The organism is Shewanella phaeophyticola, from assembly GCF_025398315.1.
GTDB classification, from domain to species: domain Bacteria; phylum Pseudomonadota; class Gammaproteobacteria; order Enterobacterales; family Shewanellaceae; genus Shewanella; species Shewanella phaeophyticola.
The window spans coordinates 3643460-3669778 of the sequence record NZ_JAODOQ010000001.1 but is presented as its reverse complement, the minus strand read 5'-3'; the positions used below and the strand labels follow the sequence as shown (position 1 = coordinate 3669778).

21 protein-coding genes and 5 pseudogenes are annotated in these 26319 nt (G+C 43.0%); 14 read left to right on the top strand and 12 right to left on the bottom strand.

What is annotated here, in order from left to right; genetic code table 11:
- Positions 1–35: 35 nt before the first annotated feature.
- A complete protein-coding gene (locus N4T56_RS17025; RefSeq protein WP_261734058.1) occupies positions 36–995 on the top strand; it encodes a hypothetical protein in 960 nt (319 codons plus the stop codon).
- Positions 996–1242: 247 nt separating this feature from the next.
- On the opposite strand, the gene N4T56_RS17020 is transcribed toward N4T56_RS17025, so the two are convergent.
- Positions 1243–1836: a protein tyrosine phosphatase family protein gene (locus N4T56_RS17020; RefSeq protein ID WP_261734057.1), complete on the bottom strand. Its 594-nt coding sequence runs from the start codon at positions 1834–1836 to the stop codon at positions 1243–1245.
- 333 nt (positions 1837–2169) lie between these two features.
- On the opposite strand from N4T56_RS17020, the gene N4T56_RS17015 reads away from it, so the two are divergent.
- The 3 genes from N4T56_RS17015 (at position 2170) to N4T56_RS17005 (ending at position 3585) form a co-directional block, all read left to right on the top strand.
- Entirely contained in the window at positions 2170–2766 is a 597-nt protein-coding gene (locus N4T56_RS17015; RefSeq protein WP_261734056.1) for a hypothetical protein, read from the top strand.
- 98 nt (positions 2767–2864) lie between these two features.
- Positions 2865–3011 carry a hypothetical protein gene (locus tag N4T56_RS17010; protein ID WP_261734055.1) on the top strand — a complete coding sequence of 49 codons (147 nt, stop codon included), beginning with the start codon at positions 2865–2867 and terminating at the stop codon, positions 3009–3011.
- Positions 3012–3270: 259 nt separating this feature from the next.
- On the top strand, positions 3271–3585 hold the full coding sequence (locus N4T56_RS17005) for a hypothetical protein (protein ID WP_261734054.1): 315 nt from the start codon (positions 3271–3273) through the stop codon (positions 3583–3585).
- Positions 3586–3637: 52 nt separating this feature from the next.
- Here N4T56_RS17005 and N4T56_RS17000 read toward each other — a convergent pair whose 3' ends face one another.
- From N4T56_RS17000 to N4T56_RS16985, 4 genes and pseudogenes are all read right to left on the bottom strand, one after another.
- Positions 3638–3898, bottom strand: a complete 261-nt coding sequence (locus N4T56_RS17000; protein ID WP_261734053.1) for a Txe/YoeB family addiction module toxin — start codon at positions 3896–3898, stop codon at positions 3638–3640.
- Positions 3895–4146 carry a type II toxin-antitoxin system Phd/YefM family antitoxin gene (locus N4T56_RS16995; protein ID WP_261734052.1) on the bottom strand — a complete coding sequence of 84 codons (252 nt, stop codon included), beginning with the start codon at positions 4144–4146 and terminating at the stop codon, positions 3895–3897. The genes N4T56_RS17000 and N4T56_RS16995 overlap by 4 nt, the downstream gene beginning before the upstream one ends.
- Positions 4147–4564: 418 nt before the next feature.
- Positions 4565–5000, bottom strand: a pseudogene (locus tag N4T56_RS16990) (dCMP deaminase family protein).
- Between the two features lie 106 nt (positions 5001–5106).
- On the bottom strand, positions 5107–6072 hold the full coding sequence (locus N4T56_RS16985; protein ID WP_261734051.1) for a LysR family transcriptional regulator: 966 nt from the start codon (positions 6070–6072) through the stop codon (positions 5107–5109).
- Between the two features lie 336 nt (positions 6073–6408).
- On the opposite strand from N4T56_RS16985, the gene N4T56_RS16980 reads away from it, so the two are divergent.
- The 3 genes from N4T56_RS16980 to N4T56_RS16970 all read left to right on the top strand — a co-directional run bounded on the left by N4T56_RS16980 (position 6409) and on the right by N4T56_RS16970 (position 8145).
- A complete protein-coding gene (locus N4T56_RS16980; RefSeq protein WP_261734862.1) occupies positions 6409–7167 on the top strand; it encodes a DUF4437 domain-containing protein in 759 nt (252 codons plus the stop codon).
- A 356-nt stretch (positions 7168–7523) separates the two neighbouring features.
- Complete coding sequence (locus N4T56_RS16975) at positions 7524–7868, top strand: type II toxin-antitoxin system RelE/ParE family toxin (RefSeq protein WP_261734050.1); 345 nt, start codon at positions 7524–7526, stop codon at positions 7866–7868.
- Between the two features lies 1 nt (position 7869).
- Positions 7870–8145 carry a helix-turn-helix domain-containing protein gene (locus tag N4T56_RS16970; protein ID WP_188736143.1) on the top strand — a complete coding sequence of 92 codons (276 nt, stop codon included), beginning with the start codon at positions 7870–7872 and terminating at the stop codon, positions 8143–8145.
- A gap of 1023 nt (positions 8146–9168) precedes the next feature.
- On the opposite strand, the pseudogene N4T56_RS16965 reads toward N4T56_RS16970, so the two are convergent.
- The 3 genes and pseudogenes from N4T56_RS16965 to N4T56_RS16950 all read right to left on the bottom strand — a co-directional run bounded on the left by N4T56_RS16965 (position 9169) and on the right by N4T56_RS16950 (position 12830).
- Positions 9169–11104 (bottom strand): annotated as a pseudogene (locus N4T56_RS16965) (B12-binding domain-containing radical SAM protein).
- A gap of 227 nt (positions 11105–11331) precedes the next feature.
- Positions 11332–11964: a monofunctional biosynthetic peptidoglycan transglycosylase gene (gene mtgA, locus N4T56_RS16955; RefSeq protein ID WP_261734047.1), complete on the bottom strand. Its 633-nt coding sequence runs from the start codon at positions 11962–11964 to the stop codon at positions 11332–11334.
- A 206-nt stretch (positions 11965–12170) separates the two neighbouring features.
- A complete protein-coding gene (locus N4T56_RS16950; RefSeq protein ID WP_315903066.1) occupies positions 12171–12830 on the bottom strand; it encodes a DsbA family protein in 660 nt (219 codons plus the stop codon).
- A gap of 143 nt (positions 12831–12973) precedes the next feature.
- Between N4T56_RS16950 and N4T56_RS16945 the strand changes: the two are divergent.
- The 4 genes and pseudogenes from N4T56_RS16945 (at position 12974) to N4T56_RS16930 (ending at position 18111) form a co-directional block, all read left to right on the top strand.
- A pseudogene (locus N4T56_RS16945) lies at positions 12974–14252 on the top strand (glycerophosphodiester phosphodiesterase family protein).
- Between the two features lie 338 nt (positions 14253–14590).
- On the top strand, positions 14591–15544 hold the full coding sequence (locus N4T56_RS16940) for a TAXI family TRAP transporter solute-binding subunit (protein WP_261734046.1): 954 nt from the start codon (positions 14591–14593) through the stop codon (positions 15542–15544).
- Positions 15545–15649: 105 nt separating this feature from the next.
- Positions 15650–17707 carry a TRAP transporter permease gene (locus tag N4T56_RS16935; RefSeq protein ID WP_261734045.1) on the top strand — a complete coding sequence of 686 codons (2058 nt, stop codon included), beginning with the start codon at positions 15650–15652 and terminating at the stop codon, positions 17705–17707.
- A complete protein-coding gene (locus tag N4T56_RS16930; RefSeq protein WP_261734044.1) occupies positions 17707–18111 on the top strand; it encodes a DUF1850 domain-containing protein in 405 nt (134 codons plus the stop codon). Before N4T56_RS16935 ends, N4T56_RS16930 begins: the two co-directional genes overlap by 1 nt.
- 112 nt (positions 18112–18223) lie before the next feature.
- Here N4T56_RS16930 and N4T56_RS16925 read toward each other — a convergent pair whose 3' ends face one another.
- Together N4T56_RS16925 and N4T56_RS16920 are read right to left on the bottom strand one after the other, a co-directional pair.
- Positions 18224–19147: a manganese-dependent inorganic pyrophosphatase gene (locus N4T56_RS16925; protein WP_261734043.1), complete on the bottom strand. Its 924-nt coding sequence runs from the start codon at positions 19145–19147 to the stop codon at positions 18224–18226.
- 329 nt (positions 19148–19476) lie between these two features.
- Positions 19477–19938, bottom strand: a complete 462-nt coding sequence (locus tag N4T56_RS16920; protein WP_261734042.1) for a YhcH/YjgK/YiaL family protein — start codon at positions 19936–19938, stop codon at positions 19477–19479.
- A 104-nt stretch (positions 19939–20042) separates the two neighbouring features.
- Between N4T56_RS16920 and N4T56_RS16915 the strand changes: the two genes are divergently transcribed.
- The 3 genes from N4T56_RS16915 to N4T56_RS16905 all read left to right on the top strand — a co-directional run bounded on the left by N4T56_RS16915 (position 20043) and on the right by N4T56_RS16905 (position 22954).
- Positions 20043–21098 carry an alpha/beta hydrolase gene (locus N4T56_RS16915; RefSeq protein ID WP_261734041.1) on the top strand — a complete coding sequence of 352 codons (1056 nt, stop codon included), beginning with the start codon at positions 20043–20045 and terminating at the stop codon, positions 21096–21098.
- Between the two features lie 228 nt (positions 21099–21326).
- On the top strand, positions 21327–21905 hold the full coding sequence (locus N4T56_RS16910; protein ID WP_261734040.1) for an LON peptidase substrate-binding domain-containing protein: 579 nt from the start codon (positions 21327–21329) through the stop codon (positions 21903–21905).
- A gap of 74 nt (positions 21906–21979) precedes the next feature.
- Positions 21980–22954 carry a pseudouridine synthase gene (locus tag N4T56_RS16905; RefSeq protein ID WP_261734039.1) on the top strand — a complete coding sequence of 325 codons (975 nt, stop codon included), beginning with the start codon at positions 21980–21982 and terminating at the stop codon, positions 22952–22954.
- 76 nt (positions 22955–23030) lie between these two features.
- Here the strand turns inward: N4T56_RS16905 and N4T56_RS16900 are convergent.
- Both N4T56_RS16900 and N4T56_RS16895 read right to left on the bottom strand, forming a co-directional pair.
- A pseudogene (locus tag N4T56_RS16900) lies at positions 23031–24406 on the bottom strand (tetrathionate reductase family octaheme c-type cytochrome).
- A 62-nt stretch (positions 24407–24468) separates the two neighbouring features.
- Positions 24469–26180, bottom strand: a pseudogene (locus tag N4T56_RS16895) (DUF3373 domain-containing protein).
- Between the last annotated feature and the right edge of the window lie 139 nt (positions 26181–26319).

The window sequence follows — 26319 nt, the reverse complement described above, 5'->3', positions numbered from 1 at the left end:
CTTTTTGTCAGTCGCAGCCTGAGTCAGTCATTATTATGTTTAACCGCCTTACTGTATTTTTATATTTAATCTTAGCCTTATCAACCAGTGCCTGCGCGATGCCAACGGGTATGAGCCAAGCGGGCAACATTACTGCCCCATCTATTGACGAAGCCAGCGGCCTAGCAGTATCGCGGATTAATGACCAAATATTGTGGGTGCACAACGACAGCGGTGACACGGCTAGAATTTTTGCTATCGATACCCAGGGGCAGCAGTTAGCCACAGTTAATATTACCGGTGTAAACAATACCGATTGGGAAGACATTGCCTCGTTTGTTTACCAGGGCGAGTCGTACCTATTGATTGCCGATGTGGGTGATAACCAGGCAAGGCGATCGCAATATCAGTTACATTTGATCAAAGAGCCCGATTTAAGCCTGCTCAATGGCCAAAAAAATCTGTCGGCAACTCCGATTTGGAGCATGGCATTTACTTACCCAGATGGGGCTCGTGATTGTGAGTCAGTCGCAGTCGATGTCATCAAGGGTAAAATACTGTTACTGACCAAACGTGACACGCTGCCGATATTATATGCGTTGCCATTAATCGCACCCACGCAGCAAAGTGGATCAAATAATTCATCTACTGAAAAAATTAAGCAGCAAGCCCAAAGGCTAGGCGAGATAACACCATTGCCTACAGCCATGCTTGATTATGTCAGTATTTATACCTGGGCAGGATTTGCTGGAAAACCCACCGCGATGGATGTCTCGGCAGATGGTTTATCAGCGGTGATATTAACCTATACCCACGCGTTTTATTTTACTCAAACCACACAAGGTGACTGGTTAAGCTTGTTTTCAACCACACCACAACAGATTGCACTGCCCGCACTAAAACAAGCCGAAGCTGTTGGGTTTAGCCAGGATGGTCAGAGTATTTATATTACCTCAGAGAAAATCCCAGCGCCTTTGTATAAAATGGACTTGAACAGTGCTGGTATGCAGCAGTAGATAACGGTATTTGCACAGACCCTAGATACAGTTACAGGCTGGGAATAACTTTAAGCCGCTATCATTGAGTGCTGAAACCTGGTTTTTTAAGCATTGCAGTGAGATATTTGGCGCCAATCTGTCATCCTCGAATGTTGTTATCGGGGATCCGGCTCTGTTTTAAGAGCTATAGACGACAGATAAGCTATTGTTAACGAAAATTTAGGCTAAAACGGTGGCCTTATTTACCCTCTGACGATTGAGTTAGCTATTGCTGAGTTGCTTCTTCAATAAGCTTTTGCCATTGCGGGTATTCTGCAAAGCTTTGTTGTAAGTCGCCCCAGGGTGTCAGTGCCTCGGCCATAGACGGCGCGGTATTTTGACTGGTCTGATACAAATAATAAAAGGCAGAGGCTCGGTAATTAGCTGCGCAATGGATCAACACTGGTGCATCGCCATTTTGCTGCATTAGGCTAAAAAATTGCGCTAGATTCTCTTGGGTTGGGTTTTGCCAATCAACACTGATATTGTGATAATTCATGCCCAGTTGCGTAACGATCTGCTGCTCATTTAGCAAGGCATTTGGGTTGTCGTTAGGAATGAGGTTTATCACAGTTTTGATACCCGCTTGAGCAAGTTGTGCAAATTGCTGCTCTGTGGGTAAACCTGAGGTCATTACTTGTGGGTTATTAAATTTAACCGCTTTTATATCACCCAGTTTGCTGGTGTCGATAATTGCCGTACTCCCAGCACCTAACTCCTCCGCACCCAACACCTCCGCACTGAACACTTCCACGCTGAAAAATAAACTGCACATTAATATGCTGGTGGACAGTAGGTTAAAACCTTGCGGTGTATTCATGTGGCTTCCTTGGGTTGATACGTCATCGTGTGCGATGAACTTTGTAGTATTTAATTTAACCATATCATTGTTATGTTTTCAGATAAAAGTGACCTGCTTAAAGTGACAGCTTGAGCAGGCAAAGCCTACCGTTATTTAAGTCATGCTGTAGAGCCAGAATTCAGCCCTGTTTTTATGTTCTGCGCCCATGGCAACTAACGTTGTGATGTGAGGTGTAGTGCATTTTTATTACTTTACAACAATAAGATAGCGAATGTAGGATGGTATTAATCAATAACGTAAACGGACGGCTTTATTGGGCGAGTTGTTTAATAAGCCGTTAAACGGTAAAGCATGGAAAGCAGAGCTCGCAGAAAATACGCTTCGATGATGTTGGAGTGCCGTTATAGGGTAGAAACACTGCGTGATTTCACATCCGGTAAAACTCATTGTACTTATCTCCAGACTACAATTGAGTCGGAAGCCCTACAGTTGCGCAAATTGCTTGAGTTGATTGCGTTTTCCTCGCTTGTGTCATACAAAGAGGCTTACTATTCCGTTAGGAGCGATATTACGAAAGATTGGCATGCTGTTAGGATCCTGCGCAAGATTCAGAGTATTAACCCCGAGTTCTATCCAGTTCCGATAGACGGATTCGATAGAAATGGCTGGCATAAATTGCAAGGTGGATACCTGACGAGAAAACAGTTCGAACGGTTATACGATAAATGTGGAACTATGCTTCACTCTCAAAATCCGTTTTCTAAAGGAAAGAGTTCATTGGCTTTTCATAAAAAGGTGCCTGAATATTTGGATAGAATTGAGACCTTATTGTCTGAGCATCTAGTGGAGCTTGCCGAATCACGCGAGCTCATTCACGTGATCTCTCCGATGAAAGAAGATGCTCCAATCCAAGTTCGCCACTTGGTACGGAAATCTATACAGGTTTAACTAAACGTTAACCTTGACACCCATTGTTGACATAATGGATTACAAACATGATAGCCAACGATATTTAATCGTTAGTTTTAAAGCGGCAAGGAAGCGTTATGGTACTTCAAGAAAGTTTTTATAATTGGTTTTGGTTAGGCGTTTTTTCAACCGCAGCACTGGTAGGTCTTTTTCAGTCTGGTCATTTATTGGGGCTTGCAGCCTATTCAAATGATTTTAGATTCGACTCTGTTAGTCCATTGTAAATCGGGCTAATTTGTTCAGGTATTTGCGGTGTATCTGGGTTAGTTAGAACCATCAATAAAATGAAATTATTCCGCCAATAATCATTTACCGAGCAGTTATTGTTAAAATAATAATGTAAATTCGGTTTGTTCTAACCCTGCCATTTCATTACTTTACAACAATAAGATAGCAGATGTAGAATGACACTAATGAATAAGTTAACGGATTGGCTTTACTGAGTATAGACTTCGGTAAGCGATTAAATTACAAAGGACTTGTATGAAATTCTACCCATTTTCAAACATTCAAACTAATAACTTAGGCTTGTTACTTTTTGCCGCTAGGCTGATTGCTATTTGTGGTTGTTTAGCCATCGTCGTTTCCTTGTTTTCTGCTGGTTATGGTTTCTTTTTTGGAAAAACAACAGAACCAATACCACTAGAAAATGGACTAATGATCTTAGGGGCTGATCATTCACCCGGTTTCTATGCCTTTGCTGGAATGATATTTAGCTTTGGCATTGTTGCATTTATTGTTAGTGGTATTCTTGCCGCGTTAATTTCAATGGAAAACAAGTTTACTGGCAATAGTTAACCATTAATGGTATCCATTGAGCATTCGAATTACTAATCCAGCGCTAAAGCATCTATGTGCCGTAATGGTAACGTAGTTGTGCAATCAGGATGGTATCATTTTGGGGTTTGTATACGATTCTGTGTTCATCATTAATTCGTCTAGACCAGTAACCAGACAAACCGTGTTTAAGTGGTTCTGGTTTTCCAATACCTTCTGTTGGAGTCTGTTGAATATCTTTAATTAACAGATTAATACGTTTAAGTACCTTTTTATCTGTCGTTTGCCAATATAGATATTGCTCCCAGGCGTTGGTTGAAAAAGTTAACTTCATTCTATTAGCTTTCGTTCAGTTCCATTACCTGCTTCAAGTTCGGCAATAGATTCTAAAAGTTCGCGCGCATTAGTTGGTGAACGAAGTAAATAGGTCGTTTCTTGCATTGCGTTATAGTCTTCTAAAGAGATCATAACGACAGGTGCCTCACTTTTACGAGTAATAATAATCGGGGTGTGATCATTACAAACATTCGCCATTGTATTTGCTAAATTTGCTCTAGCTGATGTATAGCTTATCGCATCCATGTTAACTCCAAACTGTTCATGTACGTTTATTTGTACATGTTAACGCGAGGGCACATGACAATCAATTAAATTACGAACTTTTGTGGTTGAAATTTGCCCTATTTTATTGAAAGTCTGTTGCTCTAACGGGAACGACGTTAGGATTTACCTCAGATGAAGCCCTGTAAGTTATTGCAGAGAGTCGCAGAGTTTATGTCAGGATTAACCTGTAATGAAGTTAGACGCTTTATTGCTTAGTTATGGCGAAGCGTTAGGAATTGGCAATGGTCAATAATGCAAAAAGCAAACACCTGGATTCCGGCTTAACTGCATTGCCGGAACGACGTTGAAAAATAGGGTTAGTCGACTTGCACCCAATTAACCATTTTGTGCTGATTGATATTAACGGCATAGCCGGAACGACGCTGAAAAAATAGGGTTAATCGACTTGCATCCAATCGACTTTAACGCCGGCTTGCTCAAACATATCTTCGCTGACTTTAATTTTGTCGCCCCAACGTGACAGAAAATCGTCGTTGGGTTTTGGGCTATGTACTGCGCGTAATCCAGTTTGGATAATCTTGGCGGCGCAGTTAGGGCAGGGGAAGTGAGTTACCCAAATCTCACAACTACTAAGATCTCGTTTGGCATGTAATATGGCATTTTCTTCTGCATGGAGTGTTTTTAGCAGTTTCATTCTCGCGGTTATCGGTTTCAGCGCTGTCAGATATTCCGTGAGGATAACCATTAAAGCCTAGCGAGACGATGCGATTGTTTTCGGTGATGACCGCACCGACTCGGGTGGAGGGATCTTTACTCCAAGATGCTACGAGTTCGGCCATTTGTAAAAAACGTATCGCCCATTTTGTCATCATCTTTTTGCCGTTCCTATGCGTTATTTATTACGTTAACGATCACGTTAACAATTGCTTTAACTATTACTTTAACTAGGCGCTATTTTCTATGCAGAACAGTGATAAATCAACCTTCAATTGATTCATCTGTTGGCCACTCGTGTTCGGCTAGAATATGGTTTTCAACGAGTTCAGCTCTCAACCCATTAATTTTTTGTTTTAGCTCATCGCGGATCAAACGGATAGCGGGTGTGATCATCTGCCTGCTTGGTAATACTAACCATAATTCTGTCACTGGGATTTGGTAGTCTGGCATCACTCTTTGTAATCGACCGGCCAGCATGTCTTGGGCGACATCAATAGCTGATTTTTTTGCAATGCCAACACCGTCAACACACCAGCGGCGCACCAGGTCGCCATCGTTACATGCCCGATTACTGGTCATCTTAATTTTATGCTCTTGGTCGCCATGAAGTAATAACCAGCTGTCATGGGTCACTTTATACAACTTATAAAGTAATGCATTGTGTTCCATGAGTTCGCTTGCATTAGTGGGTGTGCCGTGTTTGGCGAGGTATTGAGGCGAAGCACACAAAAGATGTGGGATGTTACAGATTTTAAAACCATAAAAATTCGACTCAACTGCCGCGCCTGCGATCATTGCTCGTAGCGCCACATCAACACCATCACGATAAAAATCAACTTGGGTATCACTAACATGCAGACGTAAAGTCACATCTGGATGGTGCGCTAATACATCATTTAACAAGTCGCGCATAAGATTGCGTACCATTTCAGACGACATCGCCATGCGCACTTCGCCATTGATAGATTGGCGTTCGTCGTTAATGACGAACTGGCCTTGTTGCAATAAATCCAGTGCTTGCTGACATAACGGAAGATAACGCTCGCCCTCAGCAGACAAGCGCAATTGCCTCGTGGTGCGCACAAATAACTGCGCCCCGACTTCTTTTTCAATACGCTTTAACGCAATACTTGCAGCAGAAGAGCTGATATCGAGTTGATCTGCGGCAGCGGTGATAGATTTAAGTTCTGCGATTTTTAACAGAACCCGTAAATCAGCAATCTTCATGTATCTTCCTGTTGTATGTCTATTATTCCTGAACCAGCTTAACGAGCATCAGTTTTGCAACGTAATGTTAATACAAAACCCTATCTGATTATCCACGTTTTTGCGAAAGTATATTAAACATTACCCCGTTTATCGAATAAATATAAAAGACTATCATGACTACATTATTTCGATGTACATATCGATTTACCTCTAAGATACCAATATCGCTGAGGCGCTATGAATTGATTTTTGTTTATGCATCGATGAAAGCAAGACCAATTTTTCTTTTAATATGATGGAATGTAACTCATGAATAGATTAACAATGACTGCTATTGCAGGCTTTTTAGGTGCGATGACTTTACCCGTGATGGCAAATGACCATACTGTTATTTCTACCGACAATATTGATTGGGGAATGCTTAATCCTGCACGCGGTGACGCCAGCCCGAAAGCGGCAGATCTTTGGGGTGACCGTACTAAAGACGTGGCGACCGGAATGCTGGTGAAGTTTAATAAAGGCTTTTCATCTCCGCCTCATATTCATAACATCACTTACCGCGGTATCGTGATTGAAGGCTTAATGCATAACGATGACCCAAGTGCCGATAATATGTGGATGCCAAGCGGTTCATTTTGGATTCAGCCAGCGGGTGAAAACCATATCACGTCAGCCAATGCGCAAGAGAACCTTATTTACCTCGAAATTGACAGTAGCTCTTATTTGGTTAAACCAGCTGACCAGGCATTTGATAATGGTGAACGTCCGATTAACATTTCTGAAAACAACTTGTTTTGGTTAAATGCAGATGACGCAACCTGGCTTAAAGCGGGTAATGCCCAAATCAGTTACCTATGGGGCAAACCAGACGCCGCCAATGGCAGTTTTGTTAAACTCCCTGCTGGTTTTAAAGGCACGATTGAAAGCGACAATGCACTTAAAGCCGTGGTAGTAAAAGGCAGTGCAACCTATCAATGGGATAATCAAAAAACGTTAACAGCATTAACGCCAAGCAGCTTTTTTAGCTCAGATACACAGGGTAAACATGTGATTAATGCTAAAACGGAAGTGGTGCTGTATGTCAATTCGACAGGATCGTTTAACGTAAAATAGCTTTTTGTTAGTAATGGCCTAATCATCACGAATGTTGTGGTGATTAAGCTTTTTTATTGTTTCGCAGTAATGGTTGTTAGCTGTGGGGCAGCTCTTGATTGCCTACTGCTAGAAACTTAGTAAAACCGTGCCACCCATTGTTAATTTTCATTTGCTAGTAGTTAACGTTTAATAACAGCATCTTATTTAAACGGTGATCTCCCTACAGAGGACTTTCACCTCATTCGTTCATGCCCATGATGGGCGTACACAATTCAATCCAGCCGACCGCTAGCGTGTCGGCTGATTAAGGTGTTAACTGTACAAAGCGAAAAATTCCAGCTTGCAAAAGTTCACATTGGTGTTAACATTTGTGTATGAGAAATATTGACTTTTATACTACCGAAGACGGTAAATGTCCGATAGCTGAATGTTTAGATTCACTTTCGGGTAAGCAAGCGCAGAAAGTAGCTTGGGTACTTCAGTTAATTGAAGAATTGGACAATATTCCAACAACATACCTTAAAAAACTGGTTAATACTGACAATATCTGGGAAGTGAGAGTACAAGTTGGTGGGAATATATTTCGTTTATTAGGCTTTTTTGATGGTGATAACTTAGTTGTTCTTAATCATGGTTTTCAAAAGAAAACACAAAAAACGCCACCAAAAGAAATCAAAATTGCAGAAAGCCGTCGTAAAGACTATTTAGCGAGGAAATAATATGAGTGACTTAAAAAAATATTTAGCTAACCGTAAAGCAAGTGACATCGATTTTTCTGACGGATATGAAGAAGGTTATCAATCATTTAAATTTGGTGCCTTGTTGAAAGAAGCGCGTAAAGATGCAGGATTAACTCAGGTCGATCTAGCAACAAAGCTCCAGACACAAAAAAGTGCTATATCACGAATAGAAAACCATTCAGATGATGTTAAATTATCAACCCTTGAACGGTTTGCCTCAGCATTAGGTAAAAAATTAGAAATTCGCTTGGTGTAAGGAATACAGTTAACTAATAAGGCTCGGCCGTGTGAAGCTGCGTCCTTATTCCAAGTGTACTTTTGTAACGCGAATAGCCCGAACACGTGAGAATGGCTCTTTATTATGTAAATAACAGCGCTAGAAAATGCGCGGTTTTGATGTGCTAATTTTCTGTAGCCAGCAAGCCCTCTTAGCCTCTTTGCTAATTTTTTTAACACTATATTTCAGTATCTTAAATTAACTCTTTCATCGTATTGATTAAGCCATTATCCTTATTATTTTTCAGCGTTAGGTAATGAGCCGTAAGTTTGTCGATTGAATTTAATCGTGTCATCGATTGTAAATTTTATATTTCTAAGGATAGAGTTTGAGTAAATGTCCAAAATGTTATTCTCGACAAAATCCATTTAATGTACTTTTGATTAATAATTTTAGTAATAGAGAGTGCAATAGGTGTGGGTGCAATTTAGCTTTAAGCACACCTATTTCGCTGTTTGTTATTTTTTTGGAGTTTATAGCTTTAAAAGGTATTCTTCACTTTAAAGTGCAATTGGGTACATTAACTCCAATTTTTATCGGTATTACTTTTGTATTATTAATTCTTTTATTAATGTTCGCAGTACCTTTGGTTGAAAAAGAAACATGATTTAACATCACCCATTGTTAATTTTTGACCGAGTTTTGTAGTTTCTGCAGATTAAGATAATGCCGATAAGGTGAATCATGATTGATTTACGAGGCGACCGTCCGCCCCATGGACGGGGCGGCTGAGCTACAAGGACTTTATATTTTAAAAAAAGTGCAGCGTGTCGTTGAGTGAATGTCATGGTTTGCCAATCTAATGAATTTGACTGTTCCTGCTTTTATTTTGACGAAGCATAAACACCTGGATCTCCGATAAAAGCATTCGAGGATGGCGGCGTGGAGCTGGATTTCGGCTTAAATGCATTGCCGCAAATAAGGTAGACTTAACTTACCTTTGCGGCAATGATTTGCCCACACAAGCTAGATGACTGCTGGGGTTAACCCAAGCCTGCCTATTTACTCTTCTTGACTCAAAATAAAATTACTAATGGCTTTTGAAATCATGTCTTTCTTCATCGTGGTGCGTGACACACGCTGGTCAAACCAAAAGCTCATGGGTTGGTCGAAACCGATACCGTGCATGTAGTTGTAAAGTGCTTTGCGCAGGCCTTCGCCGAGCATGTCGTGATCGGTGCCGGTTGGGTCGGTAAAGTCGACATCGTTTTCAGCAAAAAATACTTCTGGGCGTGGATCTAGGGTGATGCCAAACTCTTCCGGGTTCATGCCGATTGGGCTATGGGCGGTGGCAACAAAACGATGCCAGTAGGCCGACTGAAAACAACCTTGTTGCATCAACTGACGCACCATTTCTAATGCATCAACGGTTTCTTGCTCAGTTTGAGTCGGGAAGCCATACATTAAATATGCGTGTACCAAAATGCCCGCGTCGCTGAATGCTTTGGTAACCTGAGCGACGCGTTCAACACTGACGCCTTTTTTCATCAGCTTTAATAATCGGTCTGACGCGACTTCAAGGCCGCCGCTGACGGCGATACAACCAGAGTCTGCCAATAGCTGGCAACGTGCTGGGCTAAAGGTGCGCTCAAAGCGAATATTGCCCCACCAACTGATCACTACGTTGCGTTCAATTAATCGTTTTGCAAAAGCAAATAAGGTTTTGGGTGGCAAGGCTTCATCAACAAAATGAAAACCAGTTTGTCCGGTTTCAGCAATCAAGGCCTCGATGCGGTCGACTAGAACATCTGCGCCTGCGGTATCGTAGCGGTCGATATAATCTAGGCTGACATCGCAAAAGCTGCATTTACGCCAGTAGCAACCATGGGCGATGGTTAATTTGTTCCAGCGACCGTCACTCCATATGCGGTGCATTGGGTTGAGCATTTCGCATAACGACAAGTATTCGGTTAATGGCAGGCCATCGTATATTGGTGCACCGACCTCAGATTGTGGAATGTCGTGTAGCTCAGTATTTTGATTAAGATGAACGTAAGGCTCGCCGTTTTCATCTTCTGCTAAAAAGTAAGTACGTACTAGCTCTTCGATACCGCGCTTGCCCTCAAAGTATTCTAGTAAGGTAATTAATGGGCGTTCGCCGTCGTCTAAACAAATAAAGTCGACAAATTCGAATATGCGTGGGTCTTTTAATGCCCGAAGCTCAGTATTAACAAAGCCGCCACCCATTACCACAGGCAGCTCAGGATTAATGGCTTTACAGGTTTGCGCAATGCGTAATGCGCCAAGCATATTACCAGGGAAAGGCACGGTTAAGGCGACCACACTTGGCTGGGTTTCTTCTAAATATTGCTCAACGAGTTGCTCTAAAATATCCGAACTAAAGCTTGGTTCACCCGTTAAGGTGTTGTAAAGGTCGTCAAATGTTGGGTTAGCTGCGGCGAGGCGCTCACCATAACGGCTGACCTCAAAGTAAGGGTCGACACCTTGGGTGATCACGTTCGACAGATCGTTAATAAATAACGTTGCCAAGTATTTAGCTTTATCTTGCACGCCAAGGTTACCAAAAGCGGCTTGCAGTACGTCGCCCGACACGGCTTCCATTTGTGCTATGGCGTCAAAGGCTGTAGCCTTCGGGTAAAAAACGACGGGTGTTAATGCGCATGGCTAGGCTTGGGTCTTTGCCTTGCAAAAAGCGAATAGCAGGCTCAACGGTGAGGTGGTAACGATCAAATTCGGCTAAAAAATTAAAAATAACATCTGGCAATTCATCGTCTTCAAATTGCTCAAAGTTTTCTTCTACATGTTGACGGATCACCTCCAATGCAGGCGCAGTCATCATTTCAAGAAACAACTCAATGGCAGGATCTCGTTGTACCGCCTCATAGCCGCGTGAGCGTAAAAAACCCGTTAAATACGCCGTTGCCGGATAGGGCGTATTCAATTGGGTCATTGGAGGGGTCATCAGAAGAACGGTCATAGCCTGCCTTTATCGTAAAGCCTACAGAAATAAGGCTGCATTCTAGCAGCAAATATGGCTCAAATCCTGTTAATTAAGGCTTTCATCTTGAATGGTCTGCAGCGTTAGCGACTCGGAAGAACCGTGCCTTTTGTGCAAAATATTGCGCAGTTTACGGCTAGGACCATAATGATGAGTAATATGCTGCTCTCTTTCCATTTTTTAATAGGAAGCTCTCTAAGCTCAGGCTATTGAAGAATAGGGGTTAAATAAGCGGTGCCTAATTGTTTCATTTGCCGCTCAACCCATACCACACGTTGGCTAAGATACGGGGTTAAATGGTTTGGGTTACGATTGCGCGGACTGGGTAATAATACCGCCAGCTTTGCCGCTTCTTTGTTGCTAAGGTATTTGGCAGACTTATTAAAATAATGCTGGCTGGCAGCTTCTACGCCATAAATACCTTTGCCAAATTCAGCCACGTTTACGTACACTTCTAAAATACGTTTTTTACCCCAAATGGCTTCAAGGCCTAACGCTAACACGGCTTCTAATCCTTTGCGCACAAAGCTTTGCCCTGGCCATAATAAGAGGTTTTTGGCTGTTTGTTGAGTAATCGTGCTGGCACCGCGCAGGCTCTGACCGTCATCGTACTGTTGAAGAGCCTTACTGATAGCGCTAAAGTCCACACCAAAGTGCTCAGGGAAAAGCTGATCTTCAGAGGCGACCATGGCAAGTGGAATGTGCACTGGTAGTTCATCAATATTGACCCAATGTTGTGACACAGGGTAGTCGCTTTGTAACATAAATGACGTTGTCGGCGGCGGGACAAACCTGAGCAACAGTAACAATAGCGTCATCAACAGCAATAATCGCCACATTACATACCATGATTCATCCCAAAAAACCACGCTTACGATTTGCCATTCATTACCTCATGTTAACTTTAATCGTTGCCTTTAATGCGCAACAGTAGCGGATATCACAAATTAAAACGAAACGCCTGCACAAGTTTAGGCCTAGCACTAAGACTCTAACACCTAGAATCCCATACCCAACCTCTAGAATCTAATCCCTCTAGCATCACCTAAACCTTAGCCAACACGGCTTGAATGTCTGCGAAACTGGTTTGCCAGTGCTGATAATCAAGCTTTATGGGATAAGCATGATTGTTGGCGACGAGCACTAAAGAGGGGAACCCCTGGATGGGTAATTGGCGGGCAAAATGAATCTCTTTTTGCAGTTGTTGTTCAGTTTGCTCACTTAATAATTGCAGTTTAAATTGCTCTGCATTGATACCTAATGATGCTGCTAATGTCGATAACACCTCAACATCTGATGGATTTTGGGCGTGCAGATAATAAGCATGTTGTATGGCATTGACCATGGCTTGCTCTTGACCGTATTGGCGCGCGACCAGAGTGGCACGGCAAGCGGGGTAGGTTGAGCGCCGTGGCTTACCGTTGCGCCAAAAATCGTGATTAAATTCAGTAGATAGTTTTTCGTTGATATTACGCCAGGTTTGTTCAAGCATTTGCTGCATCGACTCAGGCATTGGCTCTGATGAGTCAGGCGCTAAGCCGCCAACAAGATAGGTAACATCAAGTTGCTCAGCAAACTCTTGTTGCAGTTGTTGTTGCAGGGGATCCCATGCAGGGCGATACCCCCAGCACCAACTACACATAGGGTCGTGAACATAATACAGTGTTGCTTTAGCCATGGTGACCTCAAGAGTATTAATTGTCATATAACTTCATTAATTCATTAACATCTAATCAATAGACTAAGCCATCTCAACCATCTATGCCATTCAAATAAGTGGTTAGATATAAGTGATGCAACACATCGTCAGTAACGTTAGATTAACGAGTACAGTAAAGGAGTGATGAAATGACAAGGAATAACAAGACGGCATTGGGCGCGTTGGCAATATTGAGTAGTGTAGTGTGTTTGTCAGCGTGTAACAGCAACGACAGTGATAACACATCAACAACCGATGTTGATAAAAGTGTCAGCGCACAAGTGGGCACTAGACCGCTGTTTTTAATTGATCAGATGCAAGAGGGTGAGCTTAAAACCCAATTAGCGCAATGCGAGTCATGCACCATTTTATCGTAGCGACTTTTCTATTGGTCATCGTGGTGCCTCAATGCAGTTTCCTGAGCACACTAAAGAAGCGTATCAAGCTGCCATTGATTCTGGCGCGGGGATTGTTGAATGTGATGTGACCTTTACCAATGACAAAGCCTTAGTGTGTCGTCATTCACAATGCGACTTAGCTACCACCACTAATATTTTAGCAATACCAGAACTTGCCAATAAGTGCTCGGTGCCATTTACGCCAGCCGATGTTGCAAACGGTGTTAGTGCAACCGCGACCTGTTGTACCAGCGATATTAGCCTTGCAGAATTTAAAACCTTAAAGGGCAAGATGGATGGCTTTAATTCTAATGCGACTACAGTGGCTGAGTTTATGGATGGCACCCCAAGTTGGCGCACGGACTTATATGCAGGTACCGGCACTTTAATGACTCATGCTGAAAGTATCGAATTATTTAAATCTGCTGGCGTAAAAATGACCCCAGAGCTTAAGTCTGCCAGTGTAAGCATGCCGTTTGATGGTTTTAGCCAACAAGACTATGCGCAAAAAATGCTTGATGAATACACCGCTGCGGGTGTTGATGCATCGCAGGTTTTCCCACAATCATTTAATTTAGATGATGTGAAGTACTGGATAGCCAATGCACCAGAGTTTGCCGAACAATCCGTATACTTAGACGATCGCTATGATATGGCAGGTTTTGACCCACAAAACAGTGCGACTTGGACTCCGAGCATGGACGCGCTGGTCGCCGATGGCGTGAAGATTATTGCACCGCCATTGTGGATGTTAGTCACCTTAGATGACAATAACGCCATTGTACCGTCTGAATACGCCAATGCCGCTAATGCCGCAGGACTAAAAATTATCGCATGGTCGCTGGAGCGATCTGGATTACTCAGCGAAGGTAACGGTGGTTGGTATTATCAAAGTATTGCAGATGCAATTGATAATGAAGGTGACACGTATGAGTTAGTTGATGTGTTGGCCAAAGATGTTGGGGTTATCGGGATATTTTCAGATTGGCCTGCAACGGTCACTTACTACGCGAATTGTATGGGCATGTAATGACACGCGATGGTCTTTTATAAAACCGGTTTAGCTTGCGGGTTTACAGTTAACAAGGTGCCCATTTTGTTGGCACCTTTTTTATTGCTTTTTAATAAGCCGACTATACTCAATATTCGGCCATTTTTCGCTGGTCAAATTGAATAAAAAACAGGCTTTCGAGCTGCTTTCACTCATTGATGTTTTCTAAATTGTTAGCGAAGTCACTGAAATTGTGAAATAAATAATATCAACGATTATGGTGTTAGCCTTTAGTCTATATAGATCACGTTTAGGGTCGGTGTTACGGTATCAGCACAATAATATACATAACCATATAAGAAATAAGGATATTGCAGATGAAACTAACCAAACGCTTTTGTATGATCGGCGCTGCGGCTGCGCTATCAATCAGTACTGCGGTCATGGCGGTCCCTACTTTTATTAACATTCTCACCGGTGGTACCAGCGGGGTTTATTATCCTATCGGTGTTGCACTGTCTCAGCTTTATAGCAATGGCATTGAGGGCTCTAAAACTTCAGTACAAGCCACTAAAGCCTCAGTAGAAAACCTAAACTTATTGCAAGCTGGCCGTGGTGAATTAGCGCTCGCACTGGGTGATTCAGTTTCTGCTGCTTGGGAAGGCGATACTGAGGCTGGCTTTAAAGCACCTTTGAAGAAGCTACGTGTCATTGCTGCAACATATCCAAACTTTATTCAAATCGTTGCCAATAAAGATGCTGGCATCAAGTCGTTAGAAGATTTAAAAGGAAAACGTATTTCTGTTGGCGCACCTAAATCAGGTACAGAGCTTAATGCCCGCGCTATTTTTGCTGCCGCAGGCTTGAGTTATGACGACATGGGGAAAGTGGAATTCTTACCTTATGCTGAATCTGTTGAGCTAATTAAAAACCGCCAACTTGATGCCACGCTTCAATCATCTGGTCTAGGTATGGCCGCTATTCGTGACTTAGCAGCGACCATGGATATCAACTTTGTCGCTATCCCTGAAGCGGTTGTGGCTAAAATCAATAACCCGGCTTATCAAGTTGGGGTGATCACGGCTAACACTTACGAAGGTCAAACTGAAGATGTGAGTACGGTTGCGATTCAAAACTTACTGGTAAGCCACAGTAAAGTGTCTGATGACGTGGCATATCAAATGACTAAGTTAATGTTCGACAACCTTGAACGCTTAGGCAATGCACACTCTGCAGCAAAAGACATCAGTTTAGACAAAGCCACTAAAAACTTACCGATTCCGATGCACCCAGGTGCTGAGCGCTACTACAAAGAAGTGAATGCGCTATAACGCCTAGTTCACTTTATTAGCGCTTGTTTGGATTAAGACCCTGCAAGCGCTAAGTTGTTTTTTAGACATACCGATTTTTAGCTGTAATCTGTATAGAGGCATATCATGAGCGATCCATCCATTAACCCAGGTACGGCGTCTGAGCAAGGCTTAAGTGCCAACACTCGTGATTGGCCAAAAGCCTTATTTTTTGTGGCATTGGTTTTTTCCATTTTTCAAATAACCACCGCGGCGTTTCATCCTGTTTCAACACAAGTATTGCGTGCTGTGCACGTGGGCTTTTTATTATTAGTGGTGTTTATCAGTTATCCAGGGTGGGGTAAAAGCAAACCATGGCAACCTTTAGCCTGGGTATTAGGTTTAGCGGGTATGGCAACCGCAGCTTATCAGTGGGTGTTTGAGGCTGACTTAATTCAACGATCTGGTGATTTAACTCAGGCCGATATGATTATTGGTACCTTACTGGTGGTATTGGTGTTTGAAGCTGCAAGACGTGTGATGGGGATAGCCTTACCTATTATTTGTGGTTTATTTTTGGCCTATGGTTTATTTGGGGAATTTTTGCCCGGAGACTTAATGCACCGGGGGTATGGCGTTGACCAAATTATTAACCAATTATCTTTTGGTACAGAAGGCTTATATGGCACACCTACCTATGTGTCGGCAACGTATATTTTCTTATTTATTTTATTTGGTGCATTTTTAGAACAAGCTGGGATGATCCGCTTATTTACCGACTTTGCCATGGGATTATTTGGTCATAAAGTTGGCGGGTCGGCAAAAGTGTCGGTGGTGTCGTCAGCATTAATGGGCACCATTACCGGTTCTGGGGTGGCCAACGTTGTGACAACTGGGCAATTTACCATTCCGTTAATGAAGCGCTTTGGTTATCGCCCTGCTTTTGCTGGGGGAGTTGAAGCCACGTCCAGTATGGGCAGTCAAATTATGCCGCCTATTATGGGGGCGGTGGCGTTTATTATGGCTGAAACCATTAACGTGCCGTTTATTGAAATCGCTAAAGCGGCGATGATCCCTGCTGTATTGTATTTCTCTTCAGTGTTTTGGATGGTGCATTTAGAAGCTAAGCGCGCAAAACTGTCGGGCTTACCAAAAGATCAATGTCCTGATCCCTGGGCGGCAATTAAACTGCGTTGGTACTTATTAATCCCGTTGTTTATTTTAATTGGTTTGCTGTTTTCGGGCCGTACACCATTGTTTTCTGGCATGGTGGGTTTGGCGTTAACCGCGATTGTGATTTTAGGTTCAGCGATTATTTTAAATGTGTCATCAAAGGTTATGCGCATTGTTTTTTGGATAGCCTTAGGTGTGTTGTGCGCTGGCTTTTTTCAATTAGGTATAGGCGTGGTGTTTTGTGTTATTGGTTTATTGGTTGCGGTGAGCTGGTTTGTTAAAGGGGGTAAAGAAACCCTCTCATTATGTGTGCATGCATTAGTTGAAGGTGCGCGTCACTCGGTACCAGTGGGTATTGCCTGTGCGCTCGTTGGGGTGATTATTGGTATTGTGTCGTTAACCGGTATTGCGTCGACCTTTGCTGGCTATATATTGGCTGTGGGACAGGACAATTTATTCTTGTCGTTAGTGTTAACCATGGTAACGTGTTTGGTGTTAGGTATGGGTATTCCCTCTATTCCTAACTACATTATTACCAGTTCAATTGCCGCACCTGCATTATTAGATTTAGGCGTGCCGTTAATTGTGTCGCACATGTTTGTGTTTTATTTTGGCATCATGTCCGATTTAACTCCGCCAGTGGCATTGGCCTGTTTTGCCGCAGCGCCCATCGCCAAAGAGAAAGGCTTAAAAATCAGTTTATGGGCTATTCGTATTGCCATTGCCGGGTTTATTATTCCGTTTATGGCGGTGTATGACCCTGCATTAATGCTTCAAGGTGGCGGCGTGCTTGCTACTATATTTATCGTGTTAAAAGCCGCGGTTGCCATTGGTATTTGGGGCGTGGTGTTTACCGGCTTCTTATTACAAAAACTGCATATGTGGGAGCGAGTTTTAGGCTTTATCGCAGGTGGCTGCTTAATTTTAGCCACGCCATTAAGTGATGAAATTGGCTTTGGCTTAGCATTAGTATTTATTTTGCAGCATACATGGCGTGCTCGTAAGTTAAAGCGTTTGGCGCAGGAAGATTAATGCTAGGGCTATGTTTGGGGTTAGCAGGCAGCATTTGGGCACAGGTGCCTGCTGAGCAAATGACCTTGTCGTGGACTCATACTATTGAGAAAATTCGTTGGGCAGAAGATTATCGCATTTTGCCTGAAGGGTTTATTCTTGAGCAAGCCAGAGTGAAGGGCAGTGGTGCAGGGATGGAAATCCCCGCAGATGCTGTGTTGGTTAACGGCAGTTGGCAATATAAGCCAAAGTTGCCAGTGCTGCCTATGCTGAAGCTGGGGCGCACGCCAGAAGCGGGAGATTATCAGTTGTGTGTATCATCATCTGGTATGAGCCAACAGTGTCAGCCAATGAGTTACTGGGTGGGCGAGCCAACCACCGCGCAGCCGTCGATAGAGTTGTGGGCATGTGATATTCCCAATTAGGCCTTTGGGCTATTAAGAGCCGATAAGTGACACATAAAAAAGCTGAATCAATTGATTCAGCTTTTTGTTTTTCATCACGGGATAGATTAACACGCAGTTAATCTTGCGCGACTTAGCTTGCAAATGCGTCTTGCAGTGCAGGCACGACCTGTTTTTTACGACTTAGCACGCCATCTAACCATACACGGCCATCAACCGTTGGTTTGCCATAGGCTCGTTCAGTTAAATCAGCTGAGTCAGAAACCACTAACATTTCTGAACCTTCTTTCATGATGTCGGTAAGCAGTAATAATACGCTGTGACGGTTACCTTCGACTTTTAATTTGGCGATGTCAGCTTCTAGCTCAGCTTTAATGTCGTCAAATACAGATAAGTCGATGACTTCTAATTGACCAATTCCCACTAGGTTACCGTTCATGTTGAAGTCTTTAAAATCACGCATTACAAGGTCACGCGCTGGCGTGCCTTCAACGGCTGATTTTACTTTAAACATTTCCATTCCAACGGCTTTAAAGTCTTCAATACCGGCGATTTCAGCTAAGGCTTCAACGCAACGAATATCAGCAGTGGTACAAGTAGGTGATTTGAAAATAACCGTGTCGCTTAAAATAGCGCACATCATGATGCCTGCGATGTTAGCTGGGATTTCTACCTGATAAAAATCGTACATCATTTTAATGACGGTGTTACTACAACCTACTGGACGGATCCAACATTCTAGTGGAGTAGAAGTGGTTAAGTCGCCCAATTTATGGTGATCAACAATACCGACGATAGTAGCTTGAGCAATATCGTCTGGTGCTTGGGTAATTTCTGAGTGGTCGACAATATACACATCTTCGCCAGCATAGCTGGTTTTGTATTCTGGGGCTTCAAAACCAAACTTGTCTAAAATAAAAGCGGTTTCTGGTGATAATTCACCTAAACGTGCCGCAATAGCTGGCTCGTCGATTTGGTTTTTTAAATATGCTAATGCGATAGCACCACAAATTGAATCAGAATCAGGGATCTTGTGACCCACTACATACATTGCCATTGAAAGACTCTCCTATAAAGTTGTACTGATTTTAACAAGGTTTAAAGGTCATCGCATTAAAAAATACCACTTGCGGTTATTCGATAAAAACCATAAAAAAAGCCCCAAGCGGAGAGTCTCGGGCCTTCTTTAATGTTACTCAGGATATTTGTGCTTGTTCGATATTATTTTGATAACAATTTATGTCGCTAAAATCATTCAGTCAAAAGAAGTTAGCGAAATGTTAACCTTGCTCACATCGTTAAAATCAGTGTAGCAGAGTTTTAGCGATAAAGGAGTCAGACCAGATGTTGAGTTACTGTTGCGCAAGTAAAAAACGCGATAAACACTTATACTCTGACTTTAATGACCACTTTACGCACTTGTTGCGGAGTATCACTGGTACCCGGCATGTGAATGTCTCCCGGGAAAAACAGTGCAAACATGCCGGCTTTTAACGGAATAAACGCAGCGTCTTGCTTGTTAGACTCATAATCGTAATTGGCATAGTCATGGTCTGCAAAATATGCCTTCGACGGTGTTTGATCTGCCAAAGGTAAATAGCCAAACTCTTCTTCACCACTCACTACATATTGCACATCAATGTATTGTTGATGCACTTCAAAGGGTGCAGTATGTTTAGGCACTGTTTGATAGTCATGTACGATAACAAAAATATCTTTGCCCTCTAGCGGGTAGTTACCGATTTCGAGTTGGCTAAAATCAGTGTCTGCAAGGTGGGCAAGTGCTGTGGCTAAACGAGGATTAAGCTGAGTATAAAGGTGACGATTTACTAAGGTATCGACAATCATAAAAATTCCGTAAGATATAAACGATAAAAACATGATAGCTTGATAACGCAAAAGCTTACAGTGTTAAAGAGATATCAGCATTACAAATTAAGAAGGATTGTATATTGCCTGCATTACGTTTACTTGCTGGACCAACCGCTTATGAACAAATAGAGGCGAATGGCTTAGAACAATCATTATTTACACAATTGTTTGCTGCATCTGGTGAGCCTAAGTGGATTGCTGTAGCAGGGTTGGATAAGTACTTATTCAGTGAATTTTTTAAAGATCGCCAAGACCCACTTTATACCATGGGAGCCTCATCTGGTGCCTGGCGTTTAGCCTGTATGGCACAACAAAACCCGTTAGCCGCTTATGAGCGCTTTGAACATTTCTATATTAATCAGCGCTACGAGCAAAAGCCAAATCGTGAACAAGTGAGCGCGCAAGTGCTTAACATTGTTGACGGTATTTTGGGTGAACAACACGGCACAGATATTCTTGCTAATCCACTTATTCGTCATCATATGGTGGCGTGTCGGGCTCGCCATTTAAACCGTATCCATGCCAAATTTGGCTTAATGGTGGGTTTGTCGATGGCGGCAGTGAGTAATATTGTTAACCGCAAAAGTTTAGGTTGGCATTTTGAGCGAGTGATTTTAAGTCATAAAGACGATGCATCACCTTTTCGACGCTTAAAAGATTTACCGACAAAACATGTTGAGCTGACTGAAAATAATATACGTCATGGATTATTAGCCACGGGATCCATTCCTTTATTGCTCGATCCGGTTAAAGATCTGCAAGGATCGCCTAAAGGCCATTATTACGATGGGGGGATTACTGATTACCATTTTGATATGCCGCTACCAGCAGCAACAGGATTAAGTTTATACCCACATTTTTATCCTTATATGAGCCCAGGCTGGTTTGATAAATCGTTATTATGGCGTAAAGCCAAAGCGAACTACCACAATGGATTGATTTTGGCACCGAGTAAGCAATTTATTGCCAGTTTACCATTTGCTAAAATTCCAGACAGGGAAGACTTTAAACACCTAGATAGTGATACGCGCATTGCTTATTGGCAGCAAAGTGTGCAACAAAGCCAAATGTTAGCTGATGAATTTGCTGAGATTGTCGCAAAAGGCAACATTATGGATCGCATTGAGCGTTTATAACGCTGATTAAAATATGTTCATTTTTGTGGTAGGTATGAAATATAGCCGTACTGGATCAGGTCTTATTAAGTTGTGTGGGTATAAATAAAGTAGCAAATAATCGTGGTCGATGTCGTTAGTAAGCATTATTTACAGTGCTTATGTTGTTGAAAAATTGACCGCTGCTACACTTATTATACTGACTTTGATTTTGGTTCAGTAACTTCACCTTTGGTGTGGGAGGCGGTTATGAAAACACAAGAGATGGCATTATTAATTCAAGATGCGGTGTTATTGCCGGGTGGCAGACTCGAAATTCGTATCGCGTCGCCTTGCGATCTGCGTATGATCGCTGAAGTGTTGAAAGGCCATTACCAGCTTGCCTTTGCCGCGCAAAAAGCGGGCAGTGATTTGCCGTGTTACATAACAGCAACTCGTTGTAATATCATCGATTTTAATCAATTGGCCGACAACACCTTAAGTATCGTCATTGAAGGATCGCAACGGGTGAAAATCTTATCGGCAGCACAACAACGTGACGGTAGTTGGATTGCCCGTGCATTACCTTGCCAAAATTGGATTCAAGAGCCAATCGCGGGTGAATTTGAGATTATCAGCGCGGCGCTAGAGCAGTTTTATCAGGTGAATCCTGACTTGCTTGAACTGTATTCGCAGGTGCATTTAGAAGATGCCACATGGGTAAGCCAGCGCTGGCTTGAAGTGTTACCTATGTATAACCGCGATAAGTTAGTGTTAGTTGAGCAGCCCAATTGCCATAAAACCATGGACTTCGTGTTGCAGTTGCTTAAGTCTCATGTTGATGTGTAAGCGGTGCATCATGGGCGATACACTGATAACATAGTGTGATTAATCTTTTCCTATGTTTGTATATAGTCTATTTTATGTCAAATCTAGCCCCAAACGATTCAGCTTCACATTCCACCTCTGCCATTGCGGCGCAGCCTTCCTATATTGTGCTACCCCGTGACAGCGAATTAGCAGGTAAGCCATACCCGACTGTGTTGGCGTTTTTGGTGGATCATTTTAAGCAAATCGATGCTAGTGTTTGGCAGCAACGGATTAACGATGGCAAAGTGCATTGGCAAAATGGCGAACTGGTTAACGCTGACACCGCTTACCAAGCCACCGCGCGCGTGTATTACTATCGTGAGGTGCAGGCTGAAACCAAAGTGCCGTTTAATGAGCAGATACTCCATCAAGACAATGACACGATTATTGTCTACAAACCGCATTTTTTACCGGTTACCCCAGGCGGAAACTACGTAAACGAATGTTTAGTGCATCGGTTACGCATTGCCACCCAAATAGACACAGTGGCTCCGGCTCATCGGCTCGATAAAGATACCGCAGGGGTGATGTTAATGACCATCAATCCGCAAACGCGTCATGCTTATCATCAACTTTTTTTAGACGACAATATCCGCAAAGATTATCAAGCTATTGCCAAAGTAACGCCTGAGATATTGACGCAATTAGCCAATAACACTTGCGAGTTACCCCTTAGCTGGACGGTTAAAAATCGTATTGAGGCAGGCAAACCTAGTTTTACGATGCTGGTGGTTGAGGGCGAGGCAAATAGCCATTCTGAAATTAGTTTAGTGGCGGTCAATAATGGTGTTGGCTTGTTTGAGTTAAGCCCTATTACGGGAAAAACGCATCAATTGCGTGTGCACATGCAAAGTTTAGGTATGCCAATATTACATGATCGTTTTTACCCTACATTGCAGCCTAAAGGACCTGATAACTTTGACAAACCTTTACAGTTATTGGCTAAACGTTTACGGTTTTGTGATCCGATTTCAGGCATTGAACAAGATGTTGAGTGCCAGGGATTAGATTTACTGGCCATGAGTTAAACGCGATATATGTACAAAAAAACCGCCATCGATAAGTCGATGGCGGTTTGGTTTCTAATAATCGCTATTTTATCAGTTACTCAGCTTTAGCGTGTTTAGCTCCTTTGCGGTTTTTCATGGGGTCGCCATCGTAACCTAGGGCTTTCCAGTCTAAGCGCTCGCCTTTGTTATGACAGTCATTACATTGTAATGCTTTGTCTTTTGGCGTAACCATATGGTTGATACGCCACCACATTTCAGTAGAAACAAAGCCATGTTTACCGCTGTATTTAAGGCCTTTTTCTACCATAGTTGGGTTGGCTTCCATCCCTAATCTGGCAGCTAGGTCCCAGTCAAATTTATCCCAATATCCACCTTCACCATAAGTTTTTGGTGTCAGTAAAATATTCAACTCTGAGTCGTAAATTTGCTTACCAGTATGCACTTTAAAAGGATAAATCTTGGCTTTAGGGTCGTTAATGTCGCCTAATGGGTAAGCCAGTTTTACCGTTTTAGTTGGGTCAATTTTATCGCCTGCCATGTAGGCATCGGCGTTACCATTAAACCAGGCATATTGTGGTGGAACATCCTTTTGCCATACAAAGCTGCCTTTCTTTTTGTTAAAGGTGTGCTTGCCATTTTCATCAGTAGTATCTTCAAGGTCTTGACCTGCTGCCGACCAGTCCCAATGCATTTTGGTGGGTTCCACTTTTGCAAATGATGGAATATGACACGTTTGACATGCCACTGTGGCGGTATGGGTGTTGAGCTTTTTGTTTTGATGCGGTGCGCCGTCATGACAATTTACACAACCAATTTTGGTTTCGCCTCCTGGTGAGACGCCCATGGCATTACCGCTAATTTGATGTTTTTCAGTCACGTGGCAATCTTGGCACTGAAAATCATTGCCGTCGGTGTCCATGTGTACATCGGTTTCGCGATCAGGGTAAGACATTGACGAGTCTAAGTCGCCATGTTTAACCGCATCACCGCCGCCGCCGTAAAAATGGCAACTGCCGCAGTTATCGCGTACGGGGCTTCCAACATTTTGTGCCACTCTGAGCAAGTTGACCTTTCCAAACACTTCCCCCGCGCCACCAGGATCTTTAACATATGTCCCTGTGGTGTCGTGGCACACTAGGCAGTCCACTTTGGTCATGTCGTTAAAGTCAAAATTTGAGTCTTTCCAACCGTAGCCAGCATGACAACTGGTACAGCGTGGTTCGTTACCCGATATCGACACGCAAAAGTTATTAATACTGTTCTTTTTACCACGCTTAACGGTACGGCCGGGTAATTCTTGTTCTAGCTCCCATGTCCAGTGAGATGATTTCATAAAGTCTTCGGCGTGTTCTTTATGGCAGGTTAAACATTGAGTGGTGACTTCTGGCCATTTTCAAATGGCACTTGCAACACGTCTTTGTGATTAAAGGCGGCTTGTGCGCTACTGCTTAACAACAGTAATACCGCCATTGAGGTTAATATTCTCATTATCAGTGTCCTTACCCCTGAGCTTGCACTCAGGGGGACCAAGTTTAGAAGTTAATAGTCAATGAAGCATTAAGGTCGTAGGCGGTGTCGATTACGGGCAACATTGAGTATGCAGTGCCAGCCATTACGTCATCTACTTTTTGCGGGGCACCTACGGGTGAGCCACTGCCTGTGTATTCATAGTCGTAATATAAACCGGCTAACTTGATGAACATTCTTGGGTTAATGTCAAAGATGTAGTACGCCTCGGCAACATGGCCGCGGGTGGCTAACTTACTGCCGATTGGGTCATCTTGTGCTTGGGTGAACGGGCTCCAGTATTTAGAACCATAGTTATATTCCAAACCAAATTTGCCGTAGGGTGCTGGAATTTGCATTCCAACATACACGCCGTAACCGTCTTTGGTATCCGTGTCGGTTGCCTCAGCTGCAACCATCATGATTTCAGTTCCTGTGCTGTTAAGCTCGGCTTCAAACACTGCATCGCTTAACATACCCCCAAACATACCTGCATTACCGCTTGGCTCTGCACGGGTCCAACCTAAAGAAGCAAAAACTTCATGTCTTCGTCAGATTCATAGGCATAACCTAAACCGCCTAAATACATGTCACCAATCACATCACTAGGTTGGACTCTGGTGACAAAGTTAAAGTTGTCAAACTTTTGCATATCCTGGTACATGGTTGGGGCAAAAATACCTGCCAACTGTGATGGGAATGCCATGGTGCCAGTAAACCCATCATTGACATCTTTAGCACCAAATAACGTTAACTGCACAAAGTGGTTACCGTCGTTCAATACGTCGATGTTAAATCCACCTAAGTGAGTGTCCTTGGTGACAATATCACCAAACAATTCGCCATTGCCGTATTGTGATTCAAAGCCTTGACCGTAACAAAAACGAACGGTTTGGCCTTCAATACCTGTGATGTCGCTTAGGTTGTAACCTAAAGTTGCACCGTCGAAGTTAAAGTTAACTAAGTGGCCTGATGGGGTGCCGCCACGGAGTTCGTTTTCACGGTAATGGCTTGGTAGGCCGTAGGTTGATGGGCGACGACCGATAGAAAGATAAGCGCCGCTGCCGTTGATGTCTTTCCAGTTAAAGTAGGCGCGCTCAACTTTGAGTTCGTCACCACTGGTGCTTCCGCTGCTGGTACCGTCCATGGTGAACGAGTTCCAAGAGTCAAAAACTTTAACGCCGGTAGAGTCTCCCCAGCTTTTAAACATGGTTAAGCGTCCTGCAAAGCTGACGTTGTCCCATACTTTTGCGTTGATGTTTAAGCGAAGGCGAGTGGTATAAAAAATATCATTATCGATATCTTGTTGCGTTTTTGGTGCGAGCACCATTGGCATTACGCCTTGAAGCATGCCGCTTTGAAATGCTGTGGCTAAGTCAGGATTTGCGGCCATCATTTGCCCTAAAGGTGAGCTTGCGCTGCTTGGGTCACCAAAGTCACCGGCCATTGCTTTGCTGGCAAAGTCGCTAAAGTTAACGTTCATTGCTGGGTTCCAGGTGACGTTTTGATAATGCAATGAATGCATTTTGGTTCTAAAGTCACCGGTAATTTCGATTCGGTCTAATGCGCTATGACGTTCGGTTTTGTCTACTCGTGAGTTTAAGTAATCTAAATCATCTGTAATTTCGGCAAGCTGTTTTTCTAATTCGGCAATTTTTTGCACATCGCTATCTGCAGCTAAACTCGCACCACTCATAAAGAGTGCGTTGGCAACGAGAATTGAGATAAGTGTTCTCATGGTTTTTCTCCCCCATATTTGCCAAAAAAATCATCAATTTGGCAAATTTTTGTTGTCAGATCCCCTGAGGCTAAGCCCCATTGGTTTTTTTTCATTGATTATTGGCTGATGCTGGCGTTTACGACGAAACGTTGATCAG

Excerpts from the sequence above, each read along its gene's own strand:
- N4T56_RS16930 (WP_261734044.1), top strand. The coding sequence starts at position 17,707 with ATGCTAGGGCTATGTTTGGGGTTAGCAGGCAGCATTTGGGCACAGGTG.
- N4T56_RS17000 (WP_261734053.1), bottom strand. The coding sequence starts at position 3,898 with ATGAAGTTAACTTTTTCAACCAACGCCTGGGAGCAATATCTATATTGG.
- N4T56_RS16950 (WP_315903066.1), bottom strand. The coding sequence starts at position 12,830 with ATGACAATTAATACTCTTGAGGTCACCATGGCTAAAGCAACACTGTAT.
- N4T56_RS17005 (WP_261734054.1), top strand. The coding sequence starts at position 3,271 with ATGAAATTCTACCCATTTTCAAACATTCAAACTAATAACTTAGGCTTG.
- N4T56_RS16935 (WP_261734045.1), top strand. The coding sequence starts at position 15,650 with ATGAGCGATCCATCCATTAACCCAGGTACGGCGTCTGAGCAAGGCTTA.
- N4T56_RS17015 (WP_261734056.1), top strand. The coding sequence starts at position 2,170 with ATGGAAAGCAGAGCTCGCAGAAAATACGCTTCGATGATGTTGGAGTGC.
- N4T56_RS17010 (WP_261734055.1), top strand. The coding sequence starts at position 2,865 with ATGGTACTTCAAGAAAGTTTTTATAATTGGTTTTGGTTAGGCGTTTTT.
- mtgA (WP_261734047.1), bottom strand. The coding sequence starts at position 11,964 with ATGTGGCGATTATTGCTGTTGATGACGCTATTGTTACTGTTGCTCAGG.
- N4T56_RS16980 (WP_261734862.1), top strand. The coding sequence starts at position 6,409 with ATGACTTTACCCGTGATGGCAAATGACCATACTGTTATTTCTACCGAC.
- N4T56_RS16995 (WP_261734052.1), bottom strand. The coding sequence starts at position 4,146 with ATGGATGCGATAAGCTATACATCAGCTAGAGCAAATTTAGCAAATACA.
- N4T56_RS16975 (WP_261734050.1), top strand. The coding sequence starts at position 7,524 with ATGAGAAATATTGACTTTTATACTACCGAAGACGGTAAATGTCCGATA.
- N4T56_RS16920 (WP_261734042.1), bottom strand. The coding sequence starts at position 19,938 with ATGATTGTCGATACCTTAGTAAATCGTCACCTTTATACTCAGCTTAAT.
- N4T56_RS17025 (WP_261734058.1), top strand. The coding sequence starts at position 36 with ATGTTTAACCGCCTTACTGTATTTTTATATTTAATCTTAGCCTTATCA.
- N4T56_RS16910 (WP_261734040.1), top strand. The coding sequence starts at position 21,327 with ATGAAAACACAAGAGATGGCATTATTAATTCAAGATGCGGTGTTATTG.
- N4T56_RS16985 (WP_261734051.1), bottom strand. The coding sequence starts at position 6,072 with ATGAAGATTGCTGATTTACGGGTTCTGTTAAAAATCGCAGAACTTAAA.
- N4T56_RS16905 (WP_261734039.1), top strand. The coding sequence starts at position 21,980 with ATGTCAAATCTAGCCCCAAACGATTCAGCTTCACATTCCACCTCTGCC.
- N4T56_RS16925 (WP_261734043.1), bottom strand. The coding sequence starts at position 19,147 with ATGGCAATGTATGTAGTGGGTCACAAGATCCCTGATTCTGATTCAATT.
- N4T56_RS16940 (WP_261734046.1), top strand. The coding sequence starts at position 14,591 with ATGAAACTAACCAAACGCTTTTGTATGATCGGCGCTGCGGCTGCGCTA.
- N4T56_RS17020 (WP_261734057.1), bottom strand. The coding sequence starts at position 1,836 with ATGAATACACCGCAAGGTTTTAACCTACTGTCCACCAGCATATTAATG.
- N4T56_RS16970 (WP_188736143.1), top strand. The coding sequence starts at position 7,870 with ATGAGTGACTTAAAAAAATATTTAGCTAACCGTAAAGCAAGTGACATC.